21 protein-coding genes are annotated in these 23,407 nt (G+C 51.0%); 11 read left to right on the plus strand and 10 right to left on the minus strand.

Annotation, left to right across the window (positions count from 1 at the left end; all coding sequences use genetic code 11):
• Nucleotides 1-216 precede the first annotated feature (216 nt).
• From Mpt1_RS06490 to Mpt1_RS06500, 3 genes are all read left to right on the plus strand, one after another.
• A complete protein-coding gene (locus Mpt1_RS06490; protein WP_148305856.1) occupies nucleotides 217-4,749 on the plus strand; it encodes a beta strand repeat-containing protein in 4,533 nt (1,510 codons plus the stop codon).
• A 232-nt stretch (nucleotides 4,750-4,981) separates the two neighbouring features.
• Nucleotides 4,982-6,307: a single-stranded DNA-binding protein gene (locus Mpt1_RS06495; protein ID WP_048113278.1), complete on the plus strand. Its 1,326-nt coding sequence runs from the start codon at nucleotides 4,982-4,984 to the stop codon at nucleotides 6,305-6,307.
• Nucleotides 6,304-7,209: an RPA family protein gene (locus tag Mpt1_RS06500; protein WP_048113282.1), complete on the plus strand. Its 906-nt coding sequence runs from the start codon at nucleotides 6,304-6,306 to the stop codon at nucleotides 7,207-7,209. Before Mpt1_RS06495 ends, Mpt1_RS06500 begins: the two co-directional genes overlap by 4 nt.
• Before the next feature lie 372 nt (nucleotides 7,210-7,581).
• Here Mpt1_RS06500 and Mpt1_RS06505 read toward each other — a convergent pair whose 3' ends face one another.
• The 4 genes from Mpt1_RS06505 to Mpt1_RS06520 form a co-directional block, all read right to left on the minus strand.
• Entirely contained in the window at nucleotides 7,582-8,715 is a 1,134-nt protein-coding gene (locus tag Mpt1_RS06505) for an IS110 family RNA-guided transposase (protein ID WP_048111096.1), read from the minus strand.
• A gap of 166 nt (nucleotides 8,716-8,881) precedes the next feature.
• Nucleotides 8,882-9,697, minus strand: a complete 816-nt coding sequence (amrB, locus tag Mpt1_RS06510; protein ID WP_048113284.1) for an AmmeMemoRadiSam system protein B — start codon at nucleotides 9,695-9,697, stop codon at nucleotides 8,882-8,884.
• Nucleotides 9,698-9,750: 53 nt separating this feature from the next.
• On the minus strand, nucleotides 9,751-10,374 hold the full coding sequence (gene rpsB / locus Mpt1_RS06515; protein ID WP_048113286.1) for a 30S ribosomal protein S2: 624 nt from the start codon (nucleotides 10,372-10,374) through the stop codon (nucleotides 9,751-9,753).
• Nucleotides 10,375-10,385: 11 nt separating this feature from the next.
• The gene (locus Mpt1_RS06520) at nucleotides 10,386-10,556 is read right to left on the minus strand and encodes a DNA-directed RNA polymerase subunit K (RefSeq protein ID WP_048113288.1); all 171 of its coding nucleotides are present in this window, start codon (nucleotides 10,554-10,556) and stop codon (nucleotides 10,386-10,388) included.
• A gap of 216 nt (nucleotides 10,557-10,772) precedes the next feature.
• Here Mpt1_RS06520 and Mpt1_RS06525 point away from each other — a divergent pair, with 216 nt between their 5' ends.
• The 3 genes from Mpt1_RS06525 to Mpt1_RS06535 all read left to right on the plus strand — a co-directional run bounded on the left by Mpt1_RS06525 (nucleotide 10,773) and on the right by Mpt1_RS06535 (nucleotide 12,225).
• Entirely contained in the window at nucleotides 10,773-11,255 is a 483-nt protein-coding gene (locus Mpt1_RS06525) for a membrane protein insertase YidC (protein WP_048113290.1), read from the plus strand.
• Between the two features lie 69 nt (nucleotides 11,256-11,324).
• Nucleotides 11,325-11,660 carry a DUF1266 domain-containing protein gene (locus Mpt1_RS06530; protein WP_048113294.1) on the plus strand — a complete coding sequence of 112 codons (336 nt, stop codon included), beginning with the start codon at nucleotides 11,325-11,327 and terminating at the stop codon, nucleotides 11,658-11,660.
• Nucleotides 11,661-11,718: 58 nt separating this feature from the next.
• Nucleotides 11,719-12,225: a DUF2240 family protein gene (locus Mpt1_RS06535; protein WP_048113295.1), complete on the plus strand. Its 507-nt coding sequence runs from the start codon at nucleotides 11,719-11,721 to the stop codon at nucleotides 12,223-12,225.
• Here the strand turns inward: Mpt1_RS06535 and Mpt1_RS06540 are convergent, their stop codons facing one another.
• Entirely contained in the window at nucleotides 12,226-12,738 is a 513-nt protein-coding gene (locus Mpt1_RS06540) for a multiprotein bridging factor aMBF1 (protein WP_048113296.1), read from the minus strand. It lies immediately after the preceding gene.
• 86 nt (nucleotides 12,739-12,824) lie between these two features.
• Here Mpt1_RS06540 and Mpt1_RS06545 point away from each other — a divergent pair, with 86 nt between their 5' ends.
• A complete protein-coding gene (locus Mpt1_RS06545) occupies nucleotides 12,825-14,021 on the plus strand; it encodes a proteasome-activating nucleotidase (protein ID WP_048113298.1) in 1,197 nt (398 codons plus the stop codon).
• A gap of 5 nt (nucleotides 14,022-14,026) precedes the next feature.
• On the opposite strand, the gene Mpt1_RS06550 is transcribed toward Mpt1_RS06545, so the two are convergent.
• Complete coding sequence (locus Mpt1_RS06550; protein ID WP_048113301.1) at nucleotides 14,027-14,791, minus strand: ATP/GTP-binding protein; 765 nt, start codon at nucleotides 14,789-14,791, stop codon at nucleotides 14,027-14,029.
• Between the two features lie 142 nt (nucleotides 14,792-14,933).
• Between Mpt1_RS06550 and Mpt1_RS06555 the strand changes: the two genes are divergently transcribed.
• The 3 genes from Mpt1_RS06555 (at nucleotide 14,934) to Mpt1_RS06565 (ending at nucleotide 16,653) form a co-directional block, all read left to right on the plus strand.
• A complete protein-coding gene (locus Mpt1_RS06555) occupies nucleotides 14,934-15,509 on the plus strand; it encodes a DUF998 domain-containing protein (RefSeq protein WP_158386795.1) in 576 nt (191 codons plus the stop codon).
• A gap of 21 nt (nucleotides 15,510-15,530) precedes the next feature.
• A complete protein-coding gene (locus Mpt1_RS06560; RefSeq protein ID WP_048113306.1) occupies nucleotides 15,531-15,905 on the plus strand; it encodes a hypothetical protein in 375 nt (124 codons plus the stop codon).
• A gap of 91 nt (nucleotides 15,906-15,996) precedes the next feature.
• Nucleotides 15,997-16,653: a DUF120 domain-containing protein gene (locus tag Mpt1_RS06565; protein WP_048113308.1), complete on the plus strand. Its 657-nt coding sequence runs from the start codon at nucleotides 15,997-15,999 to the stop codon at nucleotides 16,651-16,653.
• Here the strand turns inward: Mpt1_RS06565 and purQ are convergent, their stop codons facing one another.
• From purQ to purS, 3 genes are read right to left on the minus strand one after another with little or no spacing between them, the layout of a single operon-like run.
• Nucleotides 16,654-17,490 (minus strand): phosphoribosylformylglycinamidine synthase subunit PurQ, encoded by an 837-nt coding sequence (gene purQ / locus Mpt1_RS06570; RefSeq protein WP_048113310.1) that lies wholly within the window; start codon nucleotides 17,488-17,490, stop codon nucleotides 16,654-16,656. It abuts the gene before it with no gap.
• Entirely contained in the window at nucleotides 17,463-19,841 is a 2,379-nt protein-coding gene (purL, locus tag Mpt1_RS06575; protein ID WP_048113312.1) for a phosphoribosylformylglycinamidine synthase subunit PurL, read from the minus strand. The genes purQ and purL (Mpt1_RS06575) overlap by 28 nt, the downstream gene beginning before the upstream one ends.
• Before the next feature lie 4 nt (nucleotides 19,842-19,845).
• A complete protein-coding gene (gene purS / locus Mpt1_RS06580; RefSeq protein ID WP_048113315.1) occupies nucleotides 19,846-20,085 on the minus strand; it encodes a phosphoribosylformylglycinamidine synthase subunit PurS in 240 nt (79 codons plus the stop codon).
• A gap of 205 nt (nucleotides 20,086-20,290) precedes the next feature.
• Between purS and purL (Mpt1_RS06585) the strand changes: the two genes are divergently transcribed.
• Entirely contained in the window at nucleotides 20,291-22,591 is a 2,301-nt protein-coding gene (gene purL / locus Mpt1_RS06585; RefSeq protein WP_048113317.1) for a phosphoribosylformylglycinamidine synthase subunit PurL, read from the plus strand.
• A 38-nt stretch (nucleotides 22,592-22,629) separates the two neighbouring features.
• Here the strand turns inward: purL (Mpt1_RS06585) and Mpt1_RS06590 are convergent, their stop codons facing one another.
• The gene (locus Mpt1_RS06590) at nucleotides 22,630-23,406 is read right to left on the minus strand and encodes a tRNA (adenine-N1)-methyltransferase (protein WP_048113319.1); all 777 of its coding nucleotides are present in this window, start codon (nucleotides 23,404-23,406) and stop codon (nucleotides 22,630-22,632) included.
• Nucleotide 23,407 lies beyond the last annotated feature (1 nt).

Consider the following 23,407-nt stretch of genomic DNA (forward strand, 5'->3'; position numbering starts at 1 on the left):
AGGTTGGTTCCCGAACGTTTTTTTTATAACGGCGGCCTATGATCAAGGGAACATTCGAACCGCTTGCCGTTTGCCGAATAGGTCCTCCCTGAACGGCGGCATATTTCAAGCAATCGAATGTATTATATATATAATATCTATATTGACTTTATAAATAAAGGGGGGGTTCAGATGAAAAATGAAATTTTTTTACACAACGTTAGAATGTTGATACTTTTGACACTTTTTGCTGTGATAATCGCAGCACTTGTTTCAATACCCACACACAGCAGCAGCACTGAAGCGGCAGCACCCGCCTATTACATTGACGAGACGGGCAACACCGTCGCCGTCACGAGCGAACCACTTACACAGTTCACAGTTGCAACCACAGCAATGGATGACGGCAGTTGGTATTACATCGACAACAACATCACCGCGGGCTCGGTCACCGTCAGCGGCGATGTGCATCTGATCATCATGGACGGCTTCACATTGGAAGTTACCACAATTAACATGAACGCAAGTTCGACCCTTCAGATATATCCTGGGTCATCAACATCAACGGTCGCAAAGACCGGAAAACTGACATCTGCGGGCACAGTGATCAATATTAACGGCGCGGAATGCAAACTCACCAATGTCTCAAATGTCACGGGCGGTAATGCCGGCGTGAACATCGCTTTGGCCGCAACTAACAGTACCATTGACAACTACGGCGGAATAACAGGAAATGGAACAACTTACACCGGCGGCGGTATTCGTTCCGCTGCCGCGGGCACCGTCATTAAAAACTACGTATCAGGCACGATAATAAGTGCATGGTGCAGTATCTATCTTACTGCGGACACGACGATCATCAATGAGAATCGGATTTCTGGCACTGCGTACGGCATCTCTTCCAACAACAAGGTGTCGATCACCAACAATGCGGGCGGCACAATCACCGGTGACGCCACCGGCATATTTCTGGGTACAGGGGCAACGAACAACAGCACCATCGACAACTACGGTGGGATTACCGGCAATGGTAACTCCATTGACTCCAATGGCGGCATTTATTCCGGTGGCACAGGCACCGTCGTAAACAACTACGTTACGGGTACAATAACCGGCGGATACAACGGCGTAAACCTCTTGGTAGGCGGGACCATCACCAACGATAATCTGATTTCCGGCATCAACTATGGCATCAATTCCAACGGCAAGGCGTCGGTCACCAACAATGATGGGGGCACGATAACCAGCGGCGGCACCGGCATTATTTTTAAGGTTAATGCAGCGAACAGCACCATTTACAACTACGGTATGATAAAGGGTACCGGGATTCAAGAAGGGAGCGGCGGCGTTTTTTCATCTGTAGCGGGTACCGCCGTTAACAACTACGCCACGGGCACGATCGCCGGCGGATACGACGGCATTTCCTTTTCTTCTAACGGAACGATCATCAACGATAATCTTATCTCAGGCACCACTTATGGCCTCTATCTCAGAGGCACGGTGTCGTTCACCAACAATGAGGGCGGTACGGTAACGGGCGGCTCCGACGGCGTGAATGCGAATTATGGCGCAACGAACAGCACCATAGACAACTACGGCGAGATAATCGGTAGAGGATACCGCGGCATTTATTCCTTGGTGATCATCGTCATCAGCAACTACGCCACGGGCAAGATAACAAGCGTCACCGGCATACTACTTATCACGGGCGGGACTGTCACCAATTATAATCTGATCTCAGGCACTTCATATGGCATCAATTCAAGCGGCAAGACAACGGTCACCAACAAAGATGACGGTAAAATAACGGGCGGTACCAATGGAGTAAATCTATCAAGCGCAGCGAACAGCACCATCGACAACTACGGCAGTATAGACGGGACATTGACATCCGGCTATGGCATAAACTCAGCCACTAATGTCGTTATCACCAACAATATGAGAGGCACGATAAACGGCGGTGCCACAGGCATATATCTTTCTGCGGCAGGTGCGGCGAACAGCACCATTGACAACTACGGCGTCATAACCGGTAACGGAACCGGTGCCACCGGCGGCGGCATTTATTCCGTTGCCGCGGGCACTATCATCAATAATTACACCACGGGCACGATCGACGGCGGCACCAACGGTTTCTACCTCGGTGCGGGCGGGACGATCACTAACGAAAATCTGATATCGGGAACCACAAACGGCATTTTCGCTGGTGCTTCTGTCAATATTACCAATTACAGCAAAATCATTGGCAATGTCGCCCTATCCAACGCATACAATGAGGTAACATTCTCGGCCGGCAGTAGAATCGAGGGCGACTTTAACATCGGTACGGGAAATTCAACTCTCAGATTCATCGGGGAACCCCATACGGTTGGGGGAATCGGCATGTATTTATACTCAACAGTGACCGGAATTTCGTCGATCATGATGACGACGAACGTGTCCTTCAATGTGGACAACAGTTGGACAATGCCGACCTTAGCCGATACCGACTGGATCATACTGATAGGGGGAGGCTCCATGGCGATGGGCCATCTGTCCTCTCCGTCCCCGCCGCCCGGAGGTACGGCTCAGTACTTCATGATAATGACCAGAGGCGGCGAGACCCTGATCGCCCATCCATATGCGGACATTGGTACGACCTATGTCAGCAGAAGCGGCGCAGAGGTCCCCGTTCCTTTCCCGCCGATGGTGCTCGACCAGGATGCTTTCGATACCTTGTTACAGCTGTATGGCTCATATGCCCTGAGAAATAATCCTGGAGATCCGAACAACGGCTGGTACATTGTTGAAGGAAATGTCACTCTCAACTCTCAGATCGTCATTGACAGCAATCTCGTTTACGTGATCTTGGCCGATGGCAGCAAAGTCACTGTGAACGGCAGCATCGGTTTATTGGTCCGCTCGGGATACACGGCCACGCTGTTGTCTAACACTTTAGGCGGGATCGACAGCGGCGAGCGCGGCGTGTTGTCTGTGACCGCCGCGACCGGAGATGTCTGCGGCATCGAGGCCGAGCCCAACAGCACAATCACCAATACCGCGGAGGTCAATGCCGAAGCACCCGATACCTCTCGCGGCAGCGGCGTCTACGCGGACGCTCTCGACATAATCGTGAACGGAGTAACAGGCATCATCAGAGGCAACTCGTACGGTACGTTCATTGCGACCGGCGGTGCGGTCGCCAACTACGGAATTATCATGGCAACGGACAGTAACGGTCAGGGCATATACTCGGACAGTCAGGTGGTGATCAGCAACGGGTTCACAATAGGCACTGCATACATCTACGGCGCATCCGCAGCCATAATGCTCGATACGGGCAGCGGAGGAAGCTCCGTCACCAACGCCCGGGGCGGCATTATCGGGTCTGACGGCACGTACGTAAGCGATAACGGAATAATCACAAAGGACATAGCCACCATTATCAATGGTGTTTCCATCGGCGACCCGGGACTCATCCAAGCCTCTTCGAACGGCATAATCGCCGATGCCTCCGTTGTATTCACCAACAACAGCAACGTAAGCGGCGACGTTCTGCTCACAGATACCCTTAACACCGTGACCTTCGGCGTGGGAAGCACGATAGACGGCGATTTTGATATCTCAGCCTCCGCCGCGGGTTCAACGTTATATTTCACCGGCACCCCCAATGCGGACCTTGTTTATTCCAAGGTCACGGGGATCGGCAGCATCTCTGCCGACACGACGGTGATATTCGACGTGCCGGCCGGAGTGAAAGAGACCGAGGCGCTCATCCTAATAGACGGAACTCCGGACGGACAGGTCACGGAATATAATTCCATGCAGCCTCCGCATAGGATCACGACCAGAGCCTATCCTCTCGGCATGCCGGACGCCAACCAACTGATAGCCTTTGTCGGCAATATGATCAATTTGGAGATAATAGGCAACGGTTCGGTAAGGGTCACAGGGACAGATTTCAATGAGATCTACAGCGGGCCGGGGACCTATCCCTTCATCATTTCATTGGGAACGTCTGAGCTGACATTCGCCGCGGAGAATTCTGCCGGTTCCGTCAGCTTCAGGCTGAACAACGATCCCGCGGTCAACCAAGGCCCTGTCACTTTCCCAATGGCAAACGGCGATACGGTCACCGCTACATTTGAGGCCGGGTCCACCGGACCGAAAATGTACACCATTTGGGCGATGTCCGACTCAGGTTCCACAATAACCCCGAGCGGAAAGGTAACGGTGCAGCAGGGCGACAACCAAACGTTCGCCTTCAAGGCGAAGGAAGGTTACAAGATAACCGAAGTGCTGATAGATGGTCTGTATCCATTAAAACAAACCGAGATCGACAGCGGATCGTACACCTTCCCCAACGTGATGTCCAACCACACAATACAGGTGAAGAGTGTCACATCCGGTCCGGGGAACGAGATCACCCTGACGATAAATACCGCAGAGGGCAGCGGCTTTGCGACGTACAGCGTTGACGGTTCGCCTCCAATCAAGTACACCGACCCCGTCAGGATCGCAGTTGGTTCCGATGTCACCGTGACGGCAACGTCGGACGAAGGCTACGTCTTCAACAAGTGGAATGTGGATGGACAGACGTACACATCGCCGGAAGTTGCGTTCGAGAATGTCTCGACATCGATGAGCCTCGACCTGCACTTCAAGGCCGAAAGCGGCCCCGCCGACCACGGCAACAGCCCACTATGGTGTTGTATGATCTGCATCCTGCTGATCGTCGCAGCCACCCTGATCCTGATATACCTATACCGGAAAAGGCGGTCGAGACAATAAAGGGGCCATAATGTGATCGGGGGCACAGCCGTCACGCCCATGACGGCACCCCCCGATCTAACGCGTCCTTTCATATCGATCTTTCTTTGTCTATTTTTGCGCCACAACATAAGAGGATCACTGCTTTAATGGACCACTTTCGGGTACTTTCGGACACCCCCCACTTAAGCTTTTATACCATCAATGAGTACAATGAAACACCTCAAGATGGGAAAACAAAGAGGTCGATACAATGAACAAAGAAGAACTGCAAATCTATTTTGATGAACTAAAAAAAGAGCTGAACGGAAAGATCGACGACGCCCAGCTGATGAAGGAACTGAACACCTATCTTAACGAATATCGTGTTACGCCGGAAGCCGCAAAGAGGGGGATCAAGAGGAAATATGGGGCGGACGGTTCTTCCTCGTTTTTGACGGCCGATACTTTATCCAAGAAAGTATCCGACCTCAAAGGTACAGAGATGAATGTCGACATAACTGCGAAGGCAATATTCGTTGACAAGAAACAAATAACCGTAAGAGGCACTCCGAAAACAATAGTCTCCGGAATTCTCGGGGATGAGACCGGTACGGCTCCTTTTACGATCTGGGAGGGGGACAGCGTTGAACTTGAAAAGGGGGCTGTCTACGTTTTCAAGAACGCATACACCAAACTGTGGAACGAAAAGGTTCAGATCAATCTCGGTTCACGCGGAAAGGTCGAGAAGGCGGAGGGGGTCCGTGTGGATGTGCCGGAGCGCACATTGACCGCAGAATCCACAGAAATAAAGATAGGGGATATCAGAGAAGGTGTGGGCAACATCACAGTGACCGGCCGCATCATGACCGTCGAACAAAGGAATATAACTGTGAAGGGGGAGCCCAAGACCGTCTATTCAGGATTGATCGCCGATGATACGGGCAAGATACAATATTCCGCATGGAACGACTACAGCCTGAAGGCGGGAGAGACGATCTGCGTCAAGAACGCCTATATAAGAGCATGGAAGGGCATCCCGCAATTGAACCTCGGCGACAAGTGCGAAGTGAGCAGGGTCGATGACAGCTTCGGAGAAATAGATGTTGCCGTCTCAAAGAAGACCATCGCGGATCTGATTAAGGTCGGGGGCGGCCTGGATATATCTGTTACAGGAACGGTCGTCGATCTGAGGACCGGAAGCGGGCTGATCTGGAGATGCCCCGACTGCAACAGATCCGTACTGAACGGCGAGTGCACCACACACGGCAGGGTGGAGCCGATACCCGATCTGAGAATGAAACTCATACTTGACGACGGTACGGGTGCGATAAGCGCTGTCGTCAACCGTCAGGACACAGAAAGACTTACCGGGATAACGCTCGCCGCAGCGGAAGGATTGGCCAAAGCGAGGGGGGATTCCGAGGTGGTAGCAAGGGAGATAGCTGGACTGATAATAATGAAAAAGATGACGGTCACCGGTAATGTCCTGAGCGACGATTATGGACCGATGATGATAGTCAACGAAGCTAAGGTCGAGGCCGTCAATGTCCATGCAGAGGCCGAAGAACTCTACAACGAACTGGAGGCGGCACTGTGAATGCCAGAGAGACCGCTTGGAGGTTATTCTCCTCTGAATTGAACACCGCTACCTATGAGATCAAGGGTGACGATGATAAATCCCCCTCATATTTGGTCTCGAGACTCGGCGCAATGGTCAACAGAGTGCTCGTTGCCGGCGTCCTTACTGAGAAGGAGAACGTCGGCACCGATGACGAGCCGATGTGGAGAGGCCGCATACAAGATCTTGCCAGCGGCAATTTCTTCATAAATGTCGGAAGATACCAGCCGGAAGCGTCTGCGGCAATGGCCGACATTGAGGCGCCGGCATTCGTTGCGGTTGTCGGGAAAGTAAGGACATATACGACCGATGAGGGGAAAGTGTTTGTTTCGATAAGACCTGAATCCGTTGTGAGGATCAATGAGGAAATCAGGGCTCAGTGGATCCTCGATGCCGCAAAATCGACCTGGGACAGAATGAACAAAATGAGGAAGGCATCAGCTCTCGGCGGGGATCTTTCGGAGAAAGCACTCTTAGAGGGGGGGCTGAGCGAGAAGGATGCAAAGGGAATAATAACTGCTTTGGATCAATACGACATTCCTAACTCGACAGTCTATCTCAAATCGATACAGACCGCTCTGCGGACAATACTTCCTGAGAAGAACATCGATCTGGGTCTTCCGGAGGACATGGCCGATATGCCCGATGAGATCGATATCGAGCCCGGATCGTCCAACCGCAACAACGCAGACATGGAGGACATCATCATGTCTCTCTTGGAAGAATTGGACACCGACGGCAAAGGTGCGCCCAGGGACGAGCTCGAAAGAAGAGCGGAATCGGAGGGAATATCGAGCATGGAGCTAGAAGAGATCTCCAATGTTCTGATGGATAAGGGATTGGTATACGAACCCAATCTGAGATATCTTAAACGCATTTAAAACGTGTTTAATTTTTACGGGGCATACGCCCCTTTTATTCCATTAAAAGTTGGTCTGTCACCACTATAGCCACTCGTTTTTGATAAAGGTTGTTACCGCATCCGCTGATCCTACCCATAAAAACAACCTAAGGTCGTCCCCATGTTCCGATGCCGACCGTGGAGGCATCGGTCTGTGATATCCATTAACCCATGCGGTCGGGTCCCCCGCAGTTCCGCATCATCGATTTATTGCCCGGCCCCGAAGGCCATTTCCGCGTTCCCGATATGCCCGACGATACTGTATCGATTTTCTAAGCGACCACGAAGGCCAAAAAGAAGCCGACATCCTTTCCCGTCCGGCTGTGCTTCACCGCATCCCGATCGTTCATGATCATTCTGTCTGCGCTGCCTCCATCTCATCCTCTATCTCGTCGGAATCGGCGAGATATCTTGTCACAGCCATCACTGTCGGGTCTGCGGAATACTTCCTGTCCCGGGTCACCATGGCCCAGATCATACGGGCCATGGAATTCGCACATGCCACCAACGCCTCGTTGTGATGTTTGCCGTTGGCCTTCAGACGTTTGTATTTCTCGGATATGAACGAGTCCGCATGGTTTATGTGAACGAACGTTGCCTGGCACAACAGCCTCCTGAGTTCTGGGTCCCCTCTGCGGCTGATCCCGCAGTTCTTCGGTCTGTCGGCGGATTCGTCAAGTTTGGGAGTTATACCGGCAGATGCGGCGAATGCCCGCCCATCCACGAAACGTGTCATATCATCGGCCATGCACGTGACATACGCCGCAGACAGGATACCGAATCCGGGGACCGACCAAACGATATCGAACATCCTGTTGCCTTCCATCCTGTATCGGATCATCTTCTCCGTCTGAGACTTCCTCGCTTTGATACTCTCGGCCTTCGCCGCATCCAGAATGAGAATGTGGTCCCCCGTTGCCTTCAGCTCCCTGAGGGCAAGAACACAGGTGATGTCGGAGTAATCGCGGGACAGCTTCATTCCTCTTATCAGAAGATGGGATCTGATCTGTTTTTTCAAAGCGGTCAGATCGTTCCTGTCGTTGATATCGAACCTGCACAATTCCCTCTGCACCAGCACCTCCCGCGAAGGCATATGGGCGACGGCGAACTCGATCTCCCCCATCAGCCGCCTGCGCATATACCCCGCCAGTTCAGCAGCGTCGTTATCATCGTTCTTTGTTTTGGACCTGGTTATCCTGTACAGGTCGGCGGCATGGGCCACCGTCACTCTGAACCCGAGATTGGTCAGCATCCAATAGACGTCGTGAGACTTGGTCGAATTCTCTATCAGAATATACGCATCCTGACCGTGAAGACGGTTCGTCAGTCCTACCATTCCCGCAGCGTCCGAAGGGAACCTCCGGAAATCGGCGTTGAATCTTTCCAAAAAATCCAGGTTCTTCTTTCTCGGCTCTTCTTTGCCTGCGTACACTGCAAACGCCGCACATTTTTCCTTATGCACATCTATCCCGATCGCTATTTTCATCTATGCGTTCCTCCTCCAAAACAGAGGACCGCTTCCGTACGCACCGGAAATCGGTTATTTTATAACCTTGCCGCCCATCATACATACGGTCTGTGGTTTTCTGTTGTGGTAAACTAATATCACAGACCAACTTTTAATGAGGGCGGATTTTCTTTCTATTTCTGTGTTACCTGCACATAACGGCCGACAGATATCCTACTACCGACATGACGTCATATCTCAGAGAGTCCCATGAGTCAGAGTATTTCAAGATCTCTACCCTTGACGGTTCAGACTCGAATATTGCTGTCGCCATCGGGCCGAATCCGCACACGGATATCTTCTTGCTTTCTATGACCGAATACATTCCGTCAACATCCATTTCTTCGATCTTTCTCAAGACCATGGTATTCAGTCTCTCCGCATCTTCTTTGGGAATATAGTGGGACATGTCGCTGGACGCTATAACTATCACATCTCTTCCCTTGCATGCTTCTTTAATCGCATGTGCCAGTCTCTCTGCGGTAGATTTACTTTGATCGCCCATTATTATCGGTACGATCTTGGGGTCCTTGTCGATGAATTGCAGGAACGGTATCTGAACCTCGATGGAGTGCTCATATCGGTGCGCGCCGCAGTTGCACGGTATCGTTCTCTTAAGCTTGGCTGCGATCTCTTCATGTATCTTACACGGCCCCAGAGGGGTCATGAAATCCTCGTCGCACATGACGGCTTCGAACGGTACCCCGACGTGGTCGGGGCCGATCACGATGTAGGCATCGGGAAGTCCGTCCTCGGCTATTCTTTTGTATGTGTGGGCGGCATTCATCCCCGATGCCATATATCCTGCGTGTGGAGCGATCGCAGCAGATATCATCCTATCGCTTCCGATGCGCTTAGGGAGCCCGGGGCCGATAGGATGGTTGAAACAGTCTCTGATGTTCGCCAGCAGATCATCCTTTTTCGCGGGATAGAACCTGCCCGCCATGGCCGGAGGTCTCATAAAAGCATAAATGGGTTTGAAGGGTAAAATGTTTGCTTTCCCCGATCTGGAGATCAGAGCTTGGCTTCGAAGTCCTCGATCTCCATCTGGAAGTCGGCGCGGTCCTTTATATCGCCCCTTGCGAAAAGAACCTCTCTTGTGAGGAGCCAGTAAATGCAGGCAAGCGCCCTTCTTCCTTTGTTGTTTGTGGGAAGAACAAGATCGACGTTCCTGGTCTCATTGTTGGCATCGCAGAGTGCGATTATCGGTATGCCGAGGTTGAGTGCTTCGTTAAGTGCCTGTTTGTCGGCTGCGGGGTCTGTGACCATCAGTATCTCCGGCTCGATGAACCCATCGTTGGAGGGGTTCGTGAGTGTACCCGGAACGAAACGCCCTGCAAATGCGGGTGCGCCTATTGCTTTGGAGAACTCCCTTGCGGGTCTCTGACCATACTGTCTTGCGGAAACGACTAGGATCCTCTTCGGATCGTACTTTGCAAGGAAACTTGCGGTAGCCCTTATCCTATCGTCGGTCTTCTTGACATCCAGTACATACAGACCGTCCTGCCTGACCTTATAGATGAAGTCCTTCATGTCTGCACTTTTCTGCTGGGTACCGATGTGTACACCAGATGTAAGATACAGGTCCTCTGCGACAAGCAGGTCGTCGTTAACGGTTACATTCTCCTCTTCGCTCATTGTGATTCCTCTTAATTTCTGATTACTGTGATCGGTATGAGGTCCTTCTCATACTCGAGCATGGCGATGTCTATTGGGTCCAGCATATCCTCGGGATAATCAACGAGGACAGGAGCACCATACGATATCTGAAGCGCCCTTGCACCTATGATCCTTGCTTTCTCGAACCTTGTGTATATCATTTAGTCACCATACAGGATGACAGGCTAATATGACGCCCATTATAAATCTTTCTAAAGAATCGGCTTCCTTTTATTTTATTCTGTTAGTGAATAAACATACAACGCACGCGCGAGCGAGAGGCAAATTGTAGCAAATATATTTTATCTGATAATCTGCGTATGTGTCTCAATACAACGATATTCATCCGTTATAGAGGGAACGAACGATTTTGTCAAATGAAGAGTGAAAAAATGGATATGAAACAGATACAGGCCGAAACAGAGAAGTTCCGGGCAGAGATGATGGCGATACAGTCAAAGTACATTGCCAACCCGACGCCTGAGAACCTTGTGAAAATGCAGCAGGAAATGATGGCTGTCCAACAAAAGATGGCAAATCTTACCGCACAATACATTGCGGTGGCAGAAGGTGCGGAGGTACGCCCGGAGTCATTTGACTTTGATGCGGATGAGGGTGACGAAGAGCTCGAACAATTCATCAAAGATCACCCGGTGCCCGCAGACAAGGCCAAGTATCTGCCGATCGGGGCAATGCTCCTCTGCACCAACTACGAGCCGTACCAGGTCTTTGCCATGACCGGCGAGAAGAGCGACTGGAAGGATGCGATGAAAGAAGCTTGGGGGATCAAAAATGCCAAAGACGGAAGAGAAATGCTGGCATCTCTTCTTGACGGCAGGCATGAGTCCGTTTTGGGATAGGATTATCGTAATTTCAAAGCAAAAAAGCCGAACGAACTGGATGAAGACAGCATTGAAAGTTATGAAACATTGGTCGAGGCCGCGGGCGAATATCTTCCGACACTTGCCCCTTACATAGGGAAATGCAAAACTCTGATAGCATGGGATCTCGACAGAGCCGGATATCTTGCAAGGATATTCGTTCACTTAGGGTGGATAGACGAAAAAGAATCCTTTGACTGGATCGCAAAGGTCGCAGCAAAGATCAAAGCTTCCGGTTTTACCAAGTGGGAAGAATACTTTGCCTCGATCCTTGTCGGACGTGCGATACATATGGGCTTCGATCCGGAAGTGATCGCCGCTGTTTACGAGATACTCGTTGAGAATAAAGAATTCATGAAAAGCCATCCGTTCTCGGCTTTGTGAACCTGCGTCTGCCGTTCGCCACGGCAACGTATTTTTACACCGATGAGGATGATGCGATATGCCCGATGAGCTTGAGACCTGCCTCGCCGCGATATTCCTTAACAAGGGCAAGGATGTCCTCACGACCAAAGAGTTCACAATGTATGCTTCGCTTGACCTGAGGTGGATGCCCAACCGAGACGCTGAAACCCTCATGAATATCCTGGTCGAAAAGGGCCTCATGAGTAAAACAAACGAGTATCTCAGGCCCGCCATAGACACTTCTTCCGTTAATGTGCCAGTCGCTTATAGGCCGTCAGACAATCTCCTGAAGATGCTGAAGGAACATACTCCCAAGCAGCAACCGGCCAAGAAAAAAGATGTTTCCTCCGACCTGCTAACGAAGCTCATCCAAAAAGCACTGGAATCGGGGATGGAAAAGGGGGCATTCGTTTCCGAGTGCAATAAGGTCAGCAAGAGGATCGATGTAAGTACAGAGGTCGCAGCACTGATGATCTTGCGTGAGAAAGGCGTTGATATCTCGCCCTTTATAGATGACGCACGATCATCCGTCCTTATCAGATGATCATTCTTTCTTAATGAAATTGCTTAGTGTCATGCCGTCGGACTTCTGGTTGCCTTTTCCGACTGCGCCGCCCGACTGAACATCCTCTTTGAGGATGATGTTCAGCGCCTTTTCCAGCTTTGCGATCATCTTGTCATCCGGGACAAGTTCATTCGCTTCGATCCTGGCAAGGATGCTCCTCCTTTCGAAGATTGATTTAGCGAACTCGTCCAGATCCATCCCTTTCGATTCTCTGGCTTTCCTTATCGTGGGGCCGTAGTCATCTATCAGCTCCCTGGTGGTCGTTGAATAGATATCCTTGGTCTGCATCCTCCTTTCTCTTCTTTGAAGCCTTTCGTCTATCACTGTCTTTGAGACCGGGGCAGCGGATGAGCCAGAAGGAGAATTCGTCTGCTTGTATTCATCCCCGAACTTGGCACAATTCTGGCACAGGTTCAGTTTGGTGCCTTCGACCATCATTGGTTTGGTAACGGGAACTTCTTTCCCGCACATTTCACAAATCATCGCACACATGATTGGCGTAGTTGTTATTAAAATATTGTAGGTACGCGAAAAAGTAATAAAGATAAAGGATACATGTACCATAGAGTGGTAGCTTAATGGAAGATACTTTAGAAGAACTGAAGGCGAAAATCATCACCCTTGAAGAGAGGAACATCAGATTAATGGAAGATCTTCAGACCGCCGAGAATGACAAACGCTACTCGGAGGGAGAACTATTTAGATTACAGAAGGACCACAGCAGGATAAGGGCCGAGCTGGAGAGGCTGAAGAGTCCTCCGCTGATAATAGGCTCGCTGCGCGATGTCCTTCCGGACAACCGCGTCGTAGTAAAGAGTTCGACCGGGCCGGACTTTGTTGTCTCCGTGTCGGAGTACATACCTCCGGAGGACCTCGTAGCGGGTGCGAGGGTCACTTTGAACAAACAGACGCTCGCTGTAATGAACGTGCTGCCTCTGCCCCTCGACCCGGTGGTTACAGGAGCAGAGATCGTAGAGAAGCCTGACATCTCATACGAAGACATCGGCGGTCTCGCCAAGCAGATGCTTGAGCTGCGCGAAGCCGTAGAAGATCCGCTTCTGAGACCGGAGCTGTATGCCAAGGTCGGTATCGAGCCCCCCAAGGGCGTCCTGCTCGTCGGTCCCCCGGGGACCGGCAAGACCCTTATGGCAAAAGCGGTGGCGAACGCTACGAATGCAACGTTCATAAGGTTCGTCGGATCGGAGTTGGTCCAGAAGTATATCGGAGAGGGAGCCAGACTTGTAAGGGAACTGTTCGAACTTGCGAGAGAGAAGGCTCCCAGCATAATATTCATAGATGAGCTTGATTCGGTCGGCGCCAAAAGGATGGATGTCGCAACATCAGGCGACAGGGAAGTTCAGAGAACACTGATGCAGCTTCTCGCCGAGCTGGACGGATTCACCCCCACCAGCGACGTAAAGATCATCGGCGCGACGAACAGACCCGACATACTTGACGATGCGCTCCTCAGACCCGGAAGGTTCGACCGTATCATCGAGATCGGTCTTCCGGATGTTGAGGGGAGGACACAGATATTCAAGATCCACATGTCCCACATGAGCATAGATAAGGCCATCAACCCCAGAAAGCTGGCGGAGGTGACCGACACAGCCTCCGGAGCGGAGATCAAGAGTATCTGCACCGAGGCCGGAATGCTTGCCATACGCGACGGCAGGGACACGGTCACCGAGAGAGACTTTTTCCAGGCAAAGGAGAAGGTCATGGAAGCGGGAAGGAACAAGATCAAAAGTGCTCCGACCCATATGTTCGGATAAACCCTTTAATCACTATCCGCATCCTCTCCGCCGAAGAATGCAAGCTGTGCGGATGCGTATATTTCTTCTAATCCAATGTCTGCTTCGGCGGATACTCCTCTTATTTCTCCGAAGATCCCGGTGTTCTCAAGTGCTTTGAAAAGCTCCATCCCCACAACTGTTTGCGGATCTGAGTCCTCATCCAAAAAATCGCCGTAAAGCGCATCCGGATTCTCGAACCAATCTATCATCCTCTGACTCTCTTCCTCTGACATGGTATCGATCTTCGACAGAAGATTCATCATCGGAAGCTGCAGCCTGAACTGTACCAGCGCAGAAAGCATCATTGATGACACAAACCCGTTCGGGCTTCTGCAAAGCATCGGATCTGAAAGGTATGCCAACATGGACCTCTCTTTACCCAGCGCCTCAACGATCATCTTTGAGGACTCTCTGAATGCGAATAACTCAAGCTGCCCGGGAGTGTCGATAAGGACGTACTTCGTTTTGTATTCGTTGAGGACAGAGATCAACTTGTGTATGTTCATTGCCATAAGGTCTGCGGCAACGACCTGCGCACCATTCGGTCCGAGATTGTACTCGTCCATCACCTCTGACAGGGATATCCACTCTCTTATGTCGATATCGGCTTCGTAAGCCAGTCTGTCGGCTCCGGGATCCAGATTTATGATTATTGCATCGATGCCGTTATCATCGAGCCATTGTTTGAACGCCCCCACCATCGTACTCTTTCCGCTCCCTGCCGTGCCGACGAAGTAGATATTCCTCATAAGACCGCCATGATATCCTGCTGCCACATTAATAAATTGCTTTTGCGTCGTTCGAATTTGTTGCTGCGAGAACGTCCTGTCCCCTTTCGATCTCTCTCCTTTCTGGCGCAAGTATAATTAAACAATAAGTATGTTCAGGGCTATGAAAGTTTCAAAAGACCGCAGCATCGCATTCGCCTGGTTCGGGTTTATCGGAGTTGCGGCGTTCATTATCGCATGGATCTGCGCAGACTCTATCGATACTGCCTGGCAATTCGGCGTCAATAATCTCTCGGATCTTGGCGTCTCAGACACGGACGCTAAACTCTACTTCAACTATGGCTGCATTATCGCAGGAATACTTCTCGCAATAATGGGCGTAGGGCGCGTGGCATACGCAAAGAATGCCGGGCACATCGCCGGCGGAGTCCTAATCGTATTCGGGAGCGTTGCGTTTGCCCTGGTGGGTTGGTTCACAGCCGATGACGGGGACTTACACAAATTCATTGCAACATGTGCAGCGTTGTTTATCTTCTTGGCGATGATCGCCGTTGCAGCAGGGAACTGGGCGGCGGATCGCAAGATCTTCGCCGGAGTGAGCATCATCATCGTCTTTTTATTGGCGGCGATGTTCTTTGCATACGATACTGCCGGCCTTGAAGCATACGGCATTATCCTGGCGGGGATATGGTTCATCACGGAAAGTGTGAATATGATTGTTTCCAGCAGGAAGGGTTGAATTTAAAATGAAGGTGCAAAAATGAAAACGTTCAATGCAACACCAAGAATAATTAAGATCGGATCCGCACTCGGGTTTATCGGAGGGCTGCTCTGCATTTTCTGTCTGGCTTTCTTCTTTGAAGCAGATGAGAGCATGCTGTCCCGCATGGGGGTGTATATGCTACTCGCAGTCATGTTCTTTGCTTTGGCAGGCGGCCTTTCTAAGGGCGGACAGTGGACATGGAATGTCCTTCTGCTAATGACGTTCCTGACAATAAGTGCAGTAGGCTGCTCAGTAGTTTTCGGTATTGTCGACTTATATGTCGCAATAATACTGGTCGTGTTAGGTGCGCTCATCATCATCAGCCTTGTGATGCCATCCTCGAAGATCTGGGCGAATTTGGCAAAAGCCTGATGTTCACGGCCCGCAAGGGCCACTTTCCTTTTTCAACATAAGATACGTTTAAATCAGATACGTTTAAATCAGATGTAAGCGCTTTAGCCGTGTGGACTCGAAGTATTCATTCGCACTTAGACGAATCGCATTACTGGGGGGCATTGATGATTATGTAGTGTTATCGTCAAGAGAGCTCGGCGAAGCTCTGGAGATGAGTCAGCAATCTGCTTCAAAGAGGATCTTGGAGTTATTGGATGAGAAACTCATCATAAGGGATCTCGGCGCAAGGAGACAGCGTATAAAACTTACTCCGAAAGGAGTGGAAGAACTGAAACAAGAATACAGCGAATACAGAAGGATCTTCGAGATTAACGACCAAATAACTCTGCGCGGCGTCATCGCAGACGGCATAGGTGAAGGGAAATACTACATGTGCCAGATAGGATACTCCAACCAGTTCGAAGAAAAACTCGGGTTCAAGCCCTACGAAGGGACCCTGAATGTCAAGGTCGACAGGGAGGACGTAAGTAAGATAGATATCATCCGAAGCGCACCCGGAGAGACGATACAGGGATTCACACAAGAGGGCAGGACCTTCGGAAGCGCCGTCGCACATAAGGCAAAGATCAAAAGCATAGATTGTGCCATAATCATTCCCGAGAGGACACATCATGACAACACCGTTGAGATCGTCTGCCAGTACCACCTAAGAAGGACCCTTGGAATAGGGAACGGCGACCGCGTCGAGATCAAAGTAAAGATCTGATCACTTTAACTTCTCTATTACGGACCTGAATATAGGTAGACCGTCACCGTCTGCGGACGGACGGTTCCTTGTCCAATCGGCATGAGTGTATCTTGTAATGACCCTTTCCGGATGCGGCATCATACCCATCACGTTTCCTGCCGGATTGCATATTCCTGCTATGTCCGATCTTGAGCCGTTCGGGTTCCACGGATATTCTGCCTTGCTTCCGTCCTCTTTGACATATCTGAACACTACCTGATCGTTGTCTTCCAGTTTTTGTATGAAATCCGGATCCAGGCTCATAAGATTGCCCTCTGCGTGCGCCGAAGGTATCATCAGGATCTTTCCTTTTGCTATTGATGAGGTGAATATGCATTTTCCTCTGTTATCGTTCCTGAGGATCGTCGGCCTGCATTCAAACCTCCCTGAGTTATTCGTATATAGCGCGGCCGTTGCTGTTTTGGACATTGTCTCATCGAACGCCGGAAGCAATCCCAATTCCACGAGCACTTGGAAGCCGTTGCATACTCCCAAGACCGGCCTCCCGTCTTCGACAAACCTCGTTATGTCCGTGCCTATCGCACTCTTCATCCTCGCGGCGAATATTGCTCCCGCACGAACGTAATCTCCCGCAGAGAAACCTCCCGGAAGTGCCAGAACATCATACTCCTCCAGGTTTCTTCTCTTTTCTCCCGGCACTGCTCCTGTCAGTTGTTTAAGGTGTACCAGTTCCGCCTGCGCTCCGACCGCACGGAAAGCATATGCCATCTCATCCTCGCAGTTCGTACCTTCTATCCTAAGGACGCACACCTTGACTTCTTTCGGTCTCACTTGGACCCCCCCATGATCGACCATATCGGGTCATTCCAGGCCTTTCTAAGCTCTTCTACAGTGACATTGATCTGTGTATCCTTAGCGGCGACATTATCAGCGAGCCCTTTGGCAGAGCTGCTGACCTTCATGATGCGAAGGTTCCTGCCGCCTGCGGTCCCTATCTCGGTCGCATCATCTTTCAATATCTTCCTGAACGCGGTAACATCTTTACCATCCACCTCGACCAGCCATCTGGAGTTGCTTTCCGAATAAAGCGTACGTTCGATATCCATGCCGCCCGATGGCAGATTCACCTCGGCACCCATGTCTCCGGATATGCACATCTCTGCGATCGAGACTGCCATGCCTCCGTCCGAACAGTCATGGCAGCTGAGCACCAATCCGCCTTCCATTGCCTTCAAAAGCCTCTCCATTGACCTTTTCAATGAAGCCACATCTACATCTGGCACATCGCCGGATCTCCCTCTGAATTTACGGAACAGCAGTGATCCGCCCATCTCATCCTTTGTCTTACCGATCAGGAAGATCTTGCTGCCATTTTTCTTTAGATCGGCGGTGACTGCTTTCCTTGCATCATCGATCAGTCCGCAGCCGACGATCATCGGTGTAGGGAGTATCCCTATTCCCCCTGACCCCTCGTTGTATAAACTTACGTTTCCGGACGGTATCGGTATATTGAGTCCTCTTGCGATGTCACCGATGCCTCTTACCGCCTCTCTGAGCTCCCCGAGCCTTTCCGGCCTCTCCGGATTGCCGAAATTGAGGCAGTCGGTGAATGCATTAGGCTTTGCGCCTACTGCCACTATGTTGCGGCAGGCCTCATCTATCCCCGCCATACCACCCCTATATGGGTCCTGAGCGGTGAACCACGGGTTGCATCCTGTTGCGACAGCCAGACCCTTCATGCTTCCGCTTACGGGCAGCAATATGGCCGCATCTCCGGGCCCGGTCATGTTAAGCTTCCCCACCATAGGGTGTACAGCCGTTGCCCCTCTTACTTCATGGTCATATTGTCTTATGGCCCATTCTTTGGATGCTACATTCGGGTCAGACAGCAGAGCTAAGAGAACTTCGTTGCCGTTCGGAAGCTTTGGGAAGACTTCATCCTTTTTTGTCGATACTTTCGGCATGATGAACGGCCGGTCGTACTGCGGTCCGCCTGTAAGGAATTCAAGGTCCATCTCGAATATCTTCTCCCCTTTCCAGAACAGCCTCATGCGCGAGGAGTCTGTCGTCTTTGCAATGGGTGTGGCCAAGACATCCCACATGTCGAATATCTCCAGGATCTTTTCCACGTTCTCCGGCTTGCAGGTACACATCATACGCTCTTGAGATTCGGATACCCAGATCTCCCACGGAGCAAGTCCCGTTTCTTTAAGCGGTACTTTTTCCAGGTCGACATCCGCGCCGCATCCTCCCGCAAGCGCCATCTCACCGACCACGCAGCTCAATCCTCCGCCGCCGAGGTCTTTCATCCCGGTTATCAGATGTTTTCCGTTCACTTCCAAACAGGCATGTATGACCGGCTCTTTTGTTATAGGATCTCCGAGTTGCACGGCGCCCCTTGAATCCTCACCTGAAGTTGTCGTTAGGTCCTGTGATGCGAAGTTCACTCCGTGTATGCCGTCCCTGCCGGTGCGGCCGCCTATCAGGATCATTACCTCTCCTCTGCCGCCTGCGTAATTGCGTGCCAGGTCCTTCTTCCTCACTATGCCGAAGCATCCGACGTTTACAAGACAGTTCCCGGTATATCTCTCATCAAAGAACATCCCGCCCGTTACAGTCGGGATGCCGCATCTGTTCCCATAATCCCTTATCCCGGACACTACTCCGCCGAGCAGATATCTGGGCTGCTTCACTCCTGGCGGTACGTCTATCTCTTTGTCAATAGGGCCGAAGCACAACGGGTCCGCAAGACCGATCGGCTGAGCCCCCATGCAGACGACATCTCTGAGTATCCCTCCTATCCCGGTCGCGGCTCCCCCGTATGGCTCTATGGCCGACGGATGATTGTGGCTCTCTACTCTGAGGGCATATCCGTGCTCATCATCGAATACCATGACCCCCGCATCCCCCCGGGAAAGCACATCCTCGCGGTCTATCCCGAAAACGAACTGTTTCAATATTTTCTTCGAACTTTTATAACAGCAGTGTTCGCTCCACGCCTGTCCCAGCGCTTGCATTTCAACATCGGTTGGGTTCCTTCCTTCTTTCTTGAAGTAATCTTTGATCGTTTTCATCTCATCTACTGACAGTCCAAGGCTCATGTCCTCCGATATCTTCTTCAGGCCCCTGTCGTTTGATGAAAGAATATCGATGTCATGCAACTCGAATGGGACCTTTCTTTTTACTGCGAACCCTTTTTCTGACATTTGTTCATCTCACGGTAACGCTGAAACTCTGTATCACCGGGTTCGCCAGGAGCCTTCTGCACATCTCCTCGCCGCATTTCTTTGCCTCTTCGGCGGGCATATCCAGGGTCACTTCGAAGACCTTGACCGCTTTAACATCGATAACTCCCTTGAATCCGAGGGACTCGAGCGTTTTCTTTGTGTTGCTTCCCTCCGGGTCCGCAACGCCCTTTTTGAGATCTATTCTGATATCGATCACTGCCATTGAGTGACGTAACGTGCGCGCATAATTAAATTTTCCACCGCGGCCCAATAACTTCCCGATGGCTCTATCGGAGATAGGAGAGTCAATTGTCCGAAAAAAGCGAAAGCCGCCATATAAAAAGCTAGACGTCAGCATCCTCCCGTTTTATAGAGTTGAGGTTTTAATAAATGCTCGTGCATACAATCAGTATCCGCGAGGCAACTTCATGAATAATAACAAGCTTACTGAAAAACGCAAACTTACTTTCGAGTTGTATGAAATTAAGATCAAAAACGCTGATGACAGCGACCTAAAAAAGATCTCGAAGGACCTGAGCCTTGGCCTTTCGGTCGACGAGATGAAAACGATCAAAGATTACTTCAAGAAAGAAGGAAGGAACCCCACAGATATCGAGATGCAATCTTTGGGGCAGGCGTGGAGTGAGCACTGCTGTTACAAAAGCTCCAAATCGATATTGAAAGAGTTCGTATTTGGCATCGATCACCCGGATGTCATGTCGCGAGGCGATGCGGGGATAATGAGGTTCGACAAAAAGCATGGATATGCCCTTAGGATAGAAAGCCACAACCATCCCTCCGCCGTAGAGCCTTACGGAGGTGCCGCAACAGGTGTCGGAGGGATCCTGAGAGATGTTGTGTGCATGGGTGCGGAACCGGTCGCGATCGTAGATCCGTTCTGCATCGGTATGGTCGATACAGAAAAGAAATTGCCTGCGGGCACTATACACCCGCGGGACCTCCTTAAAAAAGCAGTGGACGGAGGAAGGGACTACTGCAATACCGTAAAAGTACCGGCGATCTCGGGAGCATTCTTCTTTGATGAGACATACACTGAAAACTGTCTGATCAACGTCGGTGCACTTGGCATAGTAAAGAACAAAGACCTCAGGAACAACTTCGTCAGCGGTCCGGGAGAGACATTCATACTGTGCGGCGAGCCCACGGGACGCGACGGCATACATGGGGTCAACTTCGCTTCGGCCGACCTCTCAACAGCAGTTGAGAACAAAGGTGCCAAACATGGTGTGAGTCCGATACCCAAACGCTTCGTTCTTGCCGCCTGTTTAGATGCGAACAAAGCCGGTCTTTTGACCGGGATGAAGGACCTCGGCGGGGGCGGATTGAGCTGCGTCGTAGGCGAAATGGCATTGGGCGGGGGTTGCGGCGCCGAAGTGTACCTCGACAAGGTCCCGCTCAGAGACAAGGACCTTGTTCCGTGGGAAGTATGGGTCTCGGAGACACAGGAAAGAATGATGCTCTCCGTAAAAGAGAAGAATGTCAAGAAGGTCCTGGAGATATTCAAGAAACACGGTGTCCCGGCCACGGTCGTCGGAAAGAGCACGGATACAAGGCGCACAAAGATATTCTGGGAAAACGAACAGATATTCGATATGGACCTGAAGTTCCTTACAGGCGGTCCGATGTACAAAAGACCTTTCACCGCCCCGAAAGTTTCCACGAAGGCAAAGGAAAAGATGCCGAAACTACCCTCTAATAACGAGATCATTATGGAAATGTTGTCCGACCTGAACATCTCATCCAGAGCATGGGCGATCGATCAATTCGAAAAGAAAGGCAGGAAGACTGTTTCCGGACCTATGGCAGGGAAGGGACCCGGAGATGCGAGCATAATGACTCCTGTAAAAGACTCTGTAAAAGGTCTTGCCGTGACGGTCGGATGCAACCCATGGTTGGTCGCCGCAGATCCTTACCGCGGCAGCATGGGATGCATGGACGAAGTATGCCGCAATCTGGTGGCGGTCGGAGCGAGACCTCATGCCTTCACCGACTGTCTAAACTTCGGCAACCCGGAAAAGCCGGATCGTATGGGGGAGTTAAGAGAGTCTGTCAGAGGACTCGGCGAGGTCGCACGCATAATTGGTGTCCCTATCCCTTCCGGAAATGTAAGTTTGTACAACGAATCATCCAACGGCGCCTGTATTTTGCCGACGCCGATGGTCATCGGTACGGGATTGATCAAAGATAGCGGTAAGGCCGTAACATCGGATCTGAAAGAAAAAGACAACTTGATATTCCTGATCGGTGAGACCAAGGACGAGATGGGCGGTTCGCTGTTATTCCGTAAGTTCGGAGGTGTCGGAGGCCGTGTGCCAGATGTCGAACCTGCCAACCTAAAGAGTCTCATCGACAGTATGTTAAAAGCCATCGGAAAGGGACTTGTCAAAAGCTGCCACGACTGTTCCGATGGGGGATTTGCCGTCGCTATGGCGGAAATGTGCATTGCGGGCGACATCGGCGCCGAAGTAGACCTCTCAGAGATCGCTGGCAAAGATGTTGTGAAGCTGTACTCCGAAAGCCACACAAGATGGATCGTCGAGGTCTCAAAGGATGATGAAGCTGCCTTTAAGAAAGCTCTGGGAGGAAAAGCCGCCTGCATAGGAAAGACCGGCGGAACAAAGCTGAAGATCGACAACACGGTAAACCTGTCAGTCAAGGACATGCTGAAAGCGTGGAAGGCTCCCCTCAGCAAAATAATGAAGGGCTGAACACAGCCCCGACCTTTCCAATCTCATAAAAACGGCGATCAGCTTTTTGGACCGGTCGCCGCCTTTCTTCCAAAAATTAAATATCCCGTATGGCCCAACGTGTCAAACGACGGCCTGACGCCGCCGGGATGTACCTCGAGCCCGCGCTGTATGTTCTCCAACGCATATACTTCAACGAACCCCTTTTCCCTCATGGCGTGAACAATGCTCTCCGCCTGGTTCATGTTAGGTACATATGAGCATAGGCGGCCGCCCATCCTCAGATTCCCATATAAATTGTCCAAAGCAAGCCACGGGTCCGGCATATCCATGATAAGAGCGTCCGCAACAATGTCTACCTTCGTGTTCCTGGCGTCGCCTATCGTATACTTCCAGCATTTATCCAATCCTGTGCGCTTTACGTTCTTGAGTGCGAGCTTGGCATTCTCTTCTTTGAACTCTAAAGTATGCACAATGCCGGAAGGCGCTACTGCACTCAAGAGAGCGGTCGTCAGACCTCCGGACCCTGCACCTACTTCGAGGACGGTCTTGCCGGAACTCACATCGCAATTCAACAGTATTGTTGCCGCATCTTTCGGACCTATTATCTGCGCACCTCTATCCAATGACTCCATCAATTCTACAGTGCCAGGTCTGAAAACATAATAGTCTTTTCCGACGATAGTAATAACAGAGCCGTCATTAAGTTCTTTGAATCTTGACCCATCTACAGTCCCTAACGAAGCGATCTTAAGCATCTCATAAGACACTCTCAGCCATGTTCTTTTTCCTGACCTGTCCGCAAGAAATACCGTTTCGCCTTCCAGGAATGGCATG

Origin of the sequence: Candidatus Methanoplasma termitum (assembly GCF_000800805.1) — an archaeon.
GTDB lineage: Archaea > Thermoplasmatota > Thermoplasmata > Methanomassiliicoccales > Methanomethylophilaceae > Methanoplasma > Methanoplasma termitum.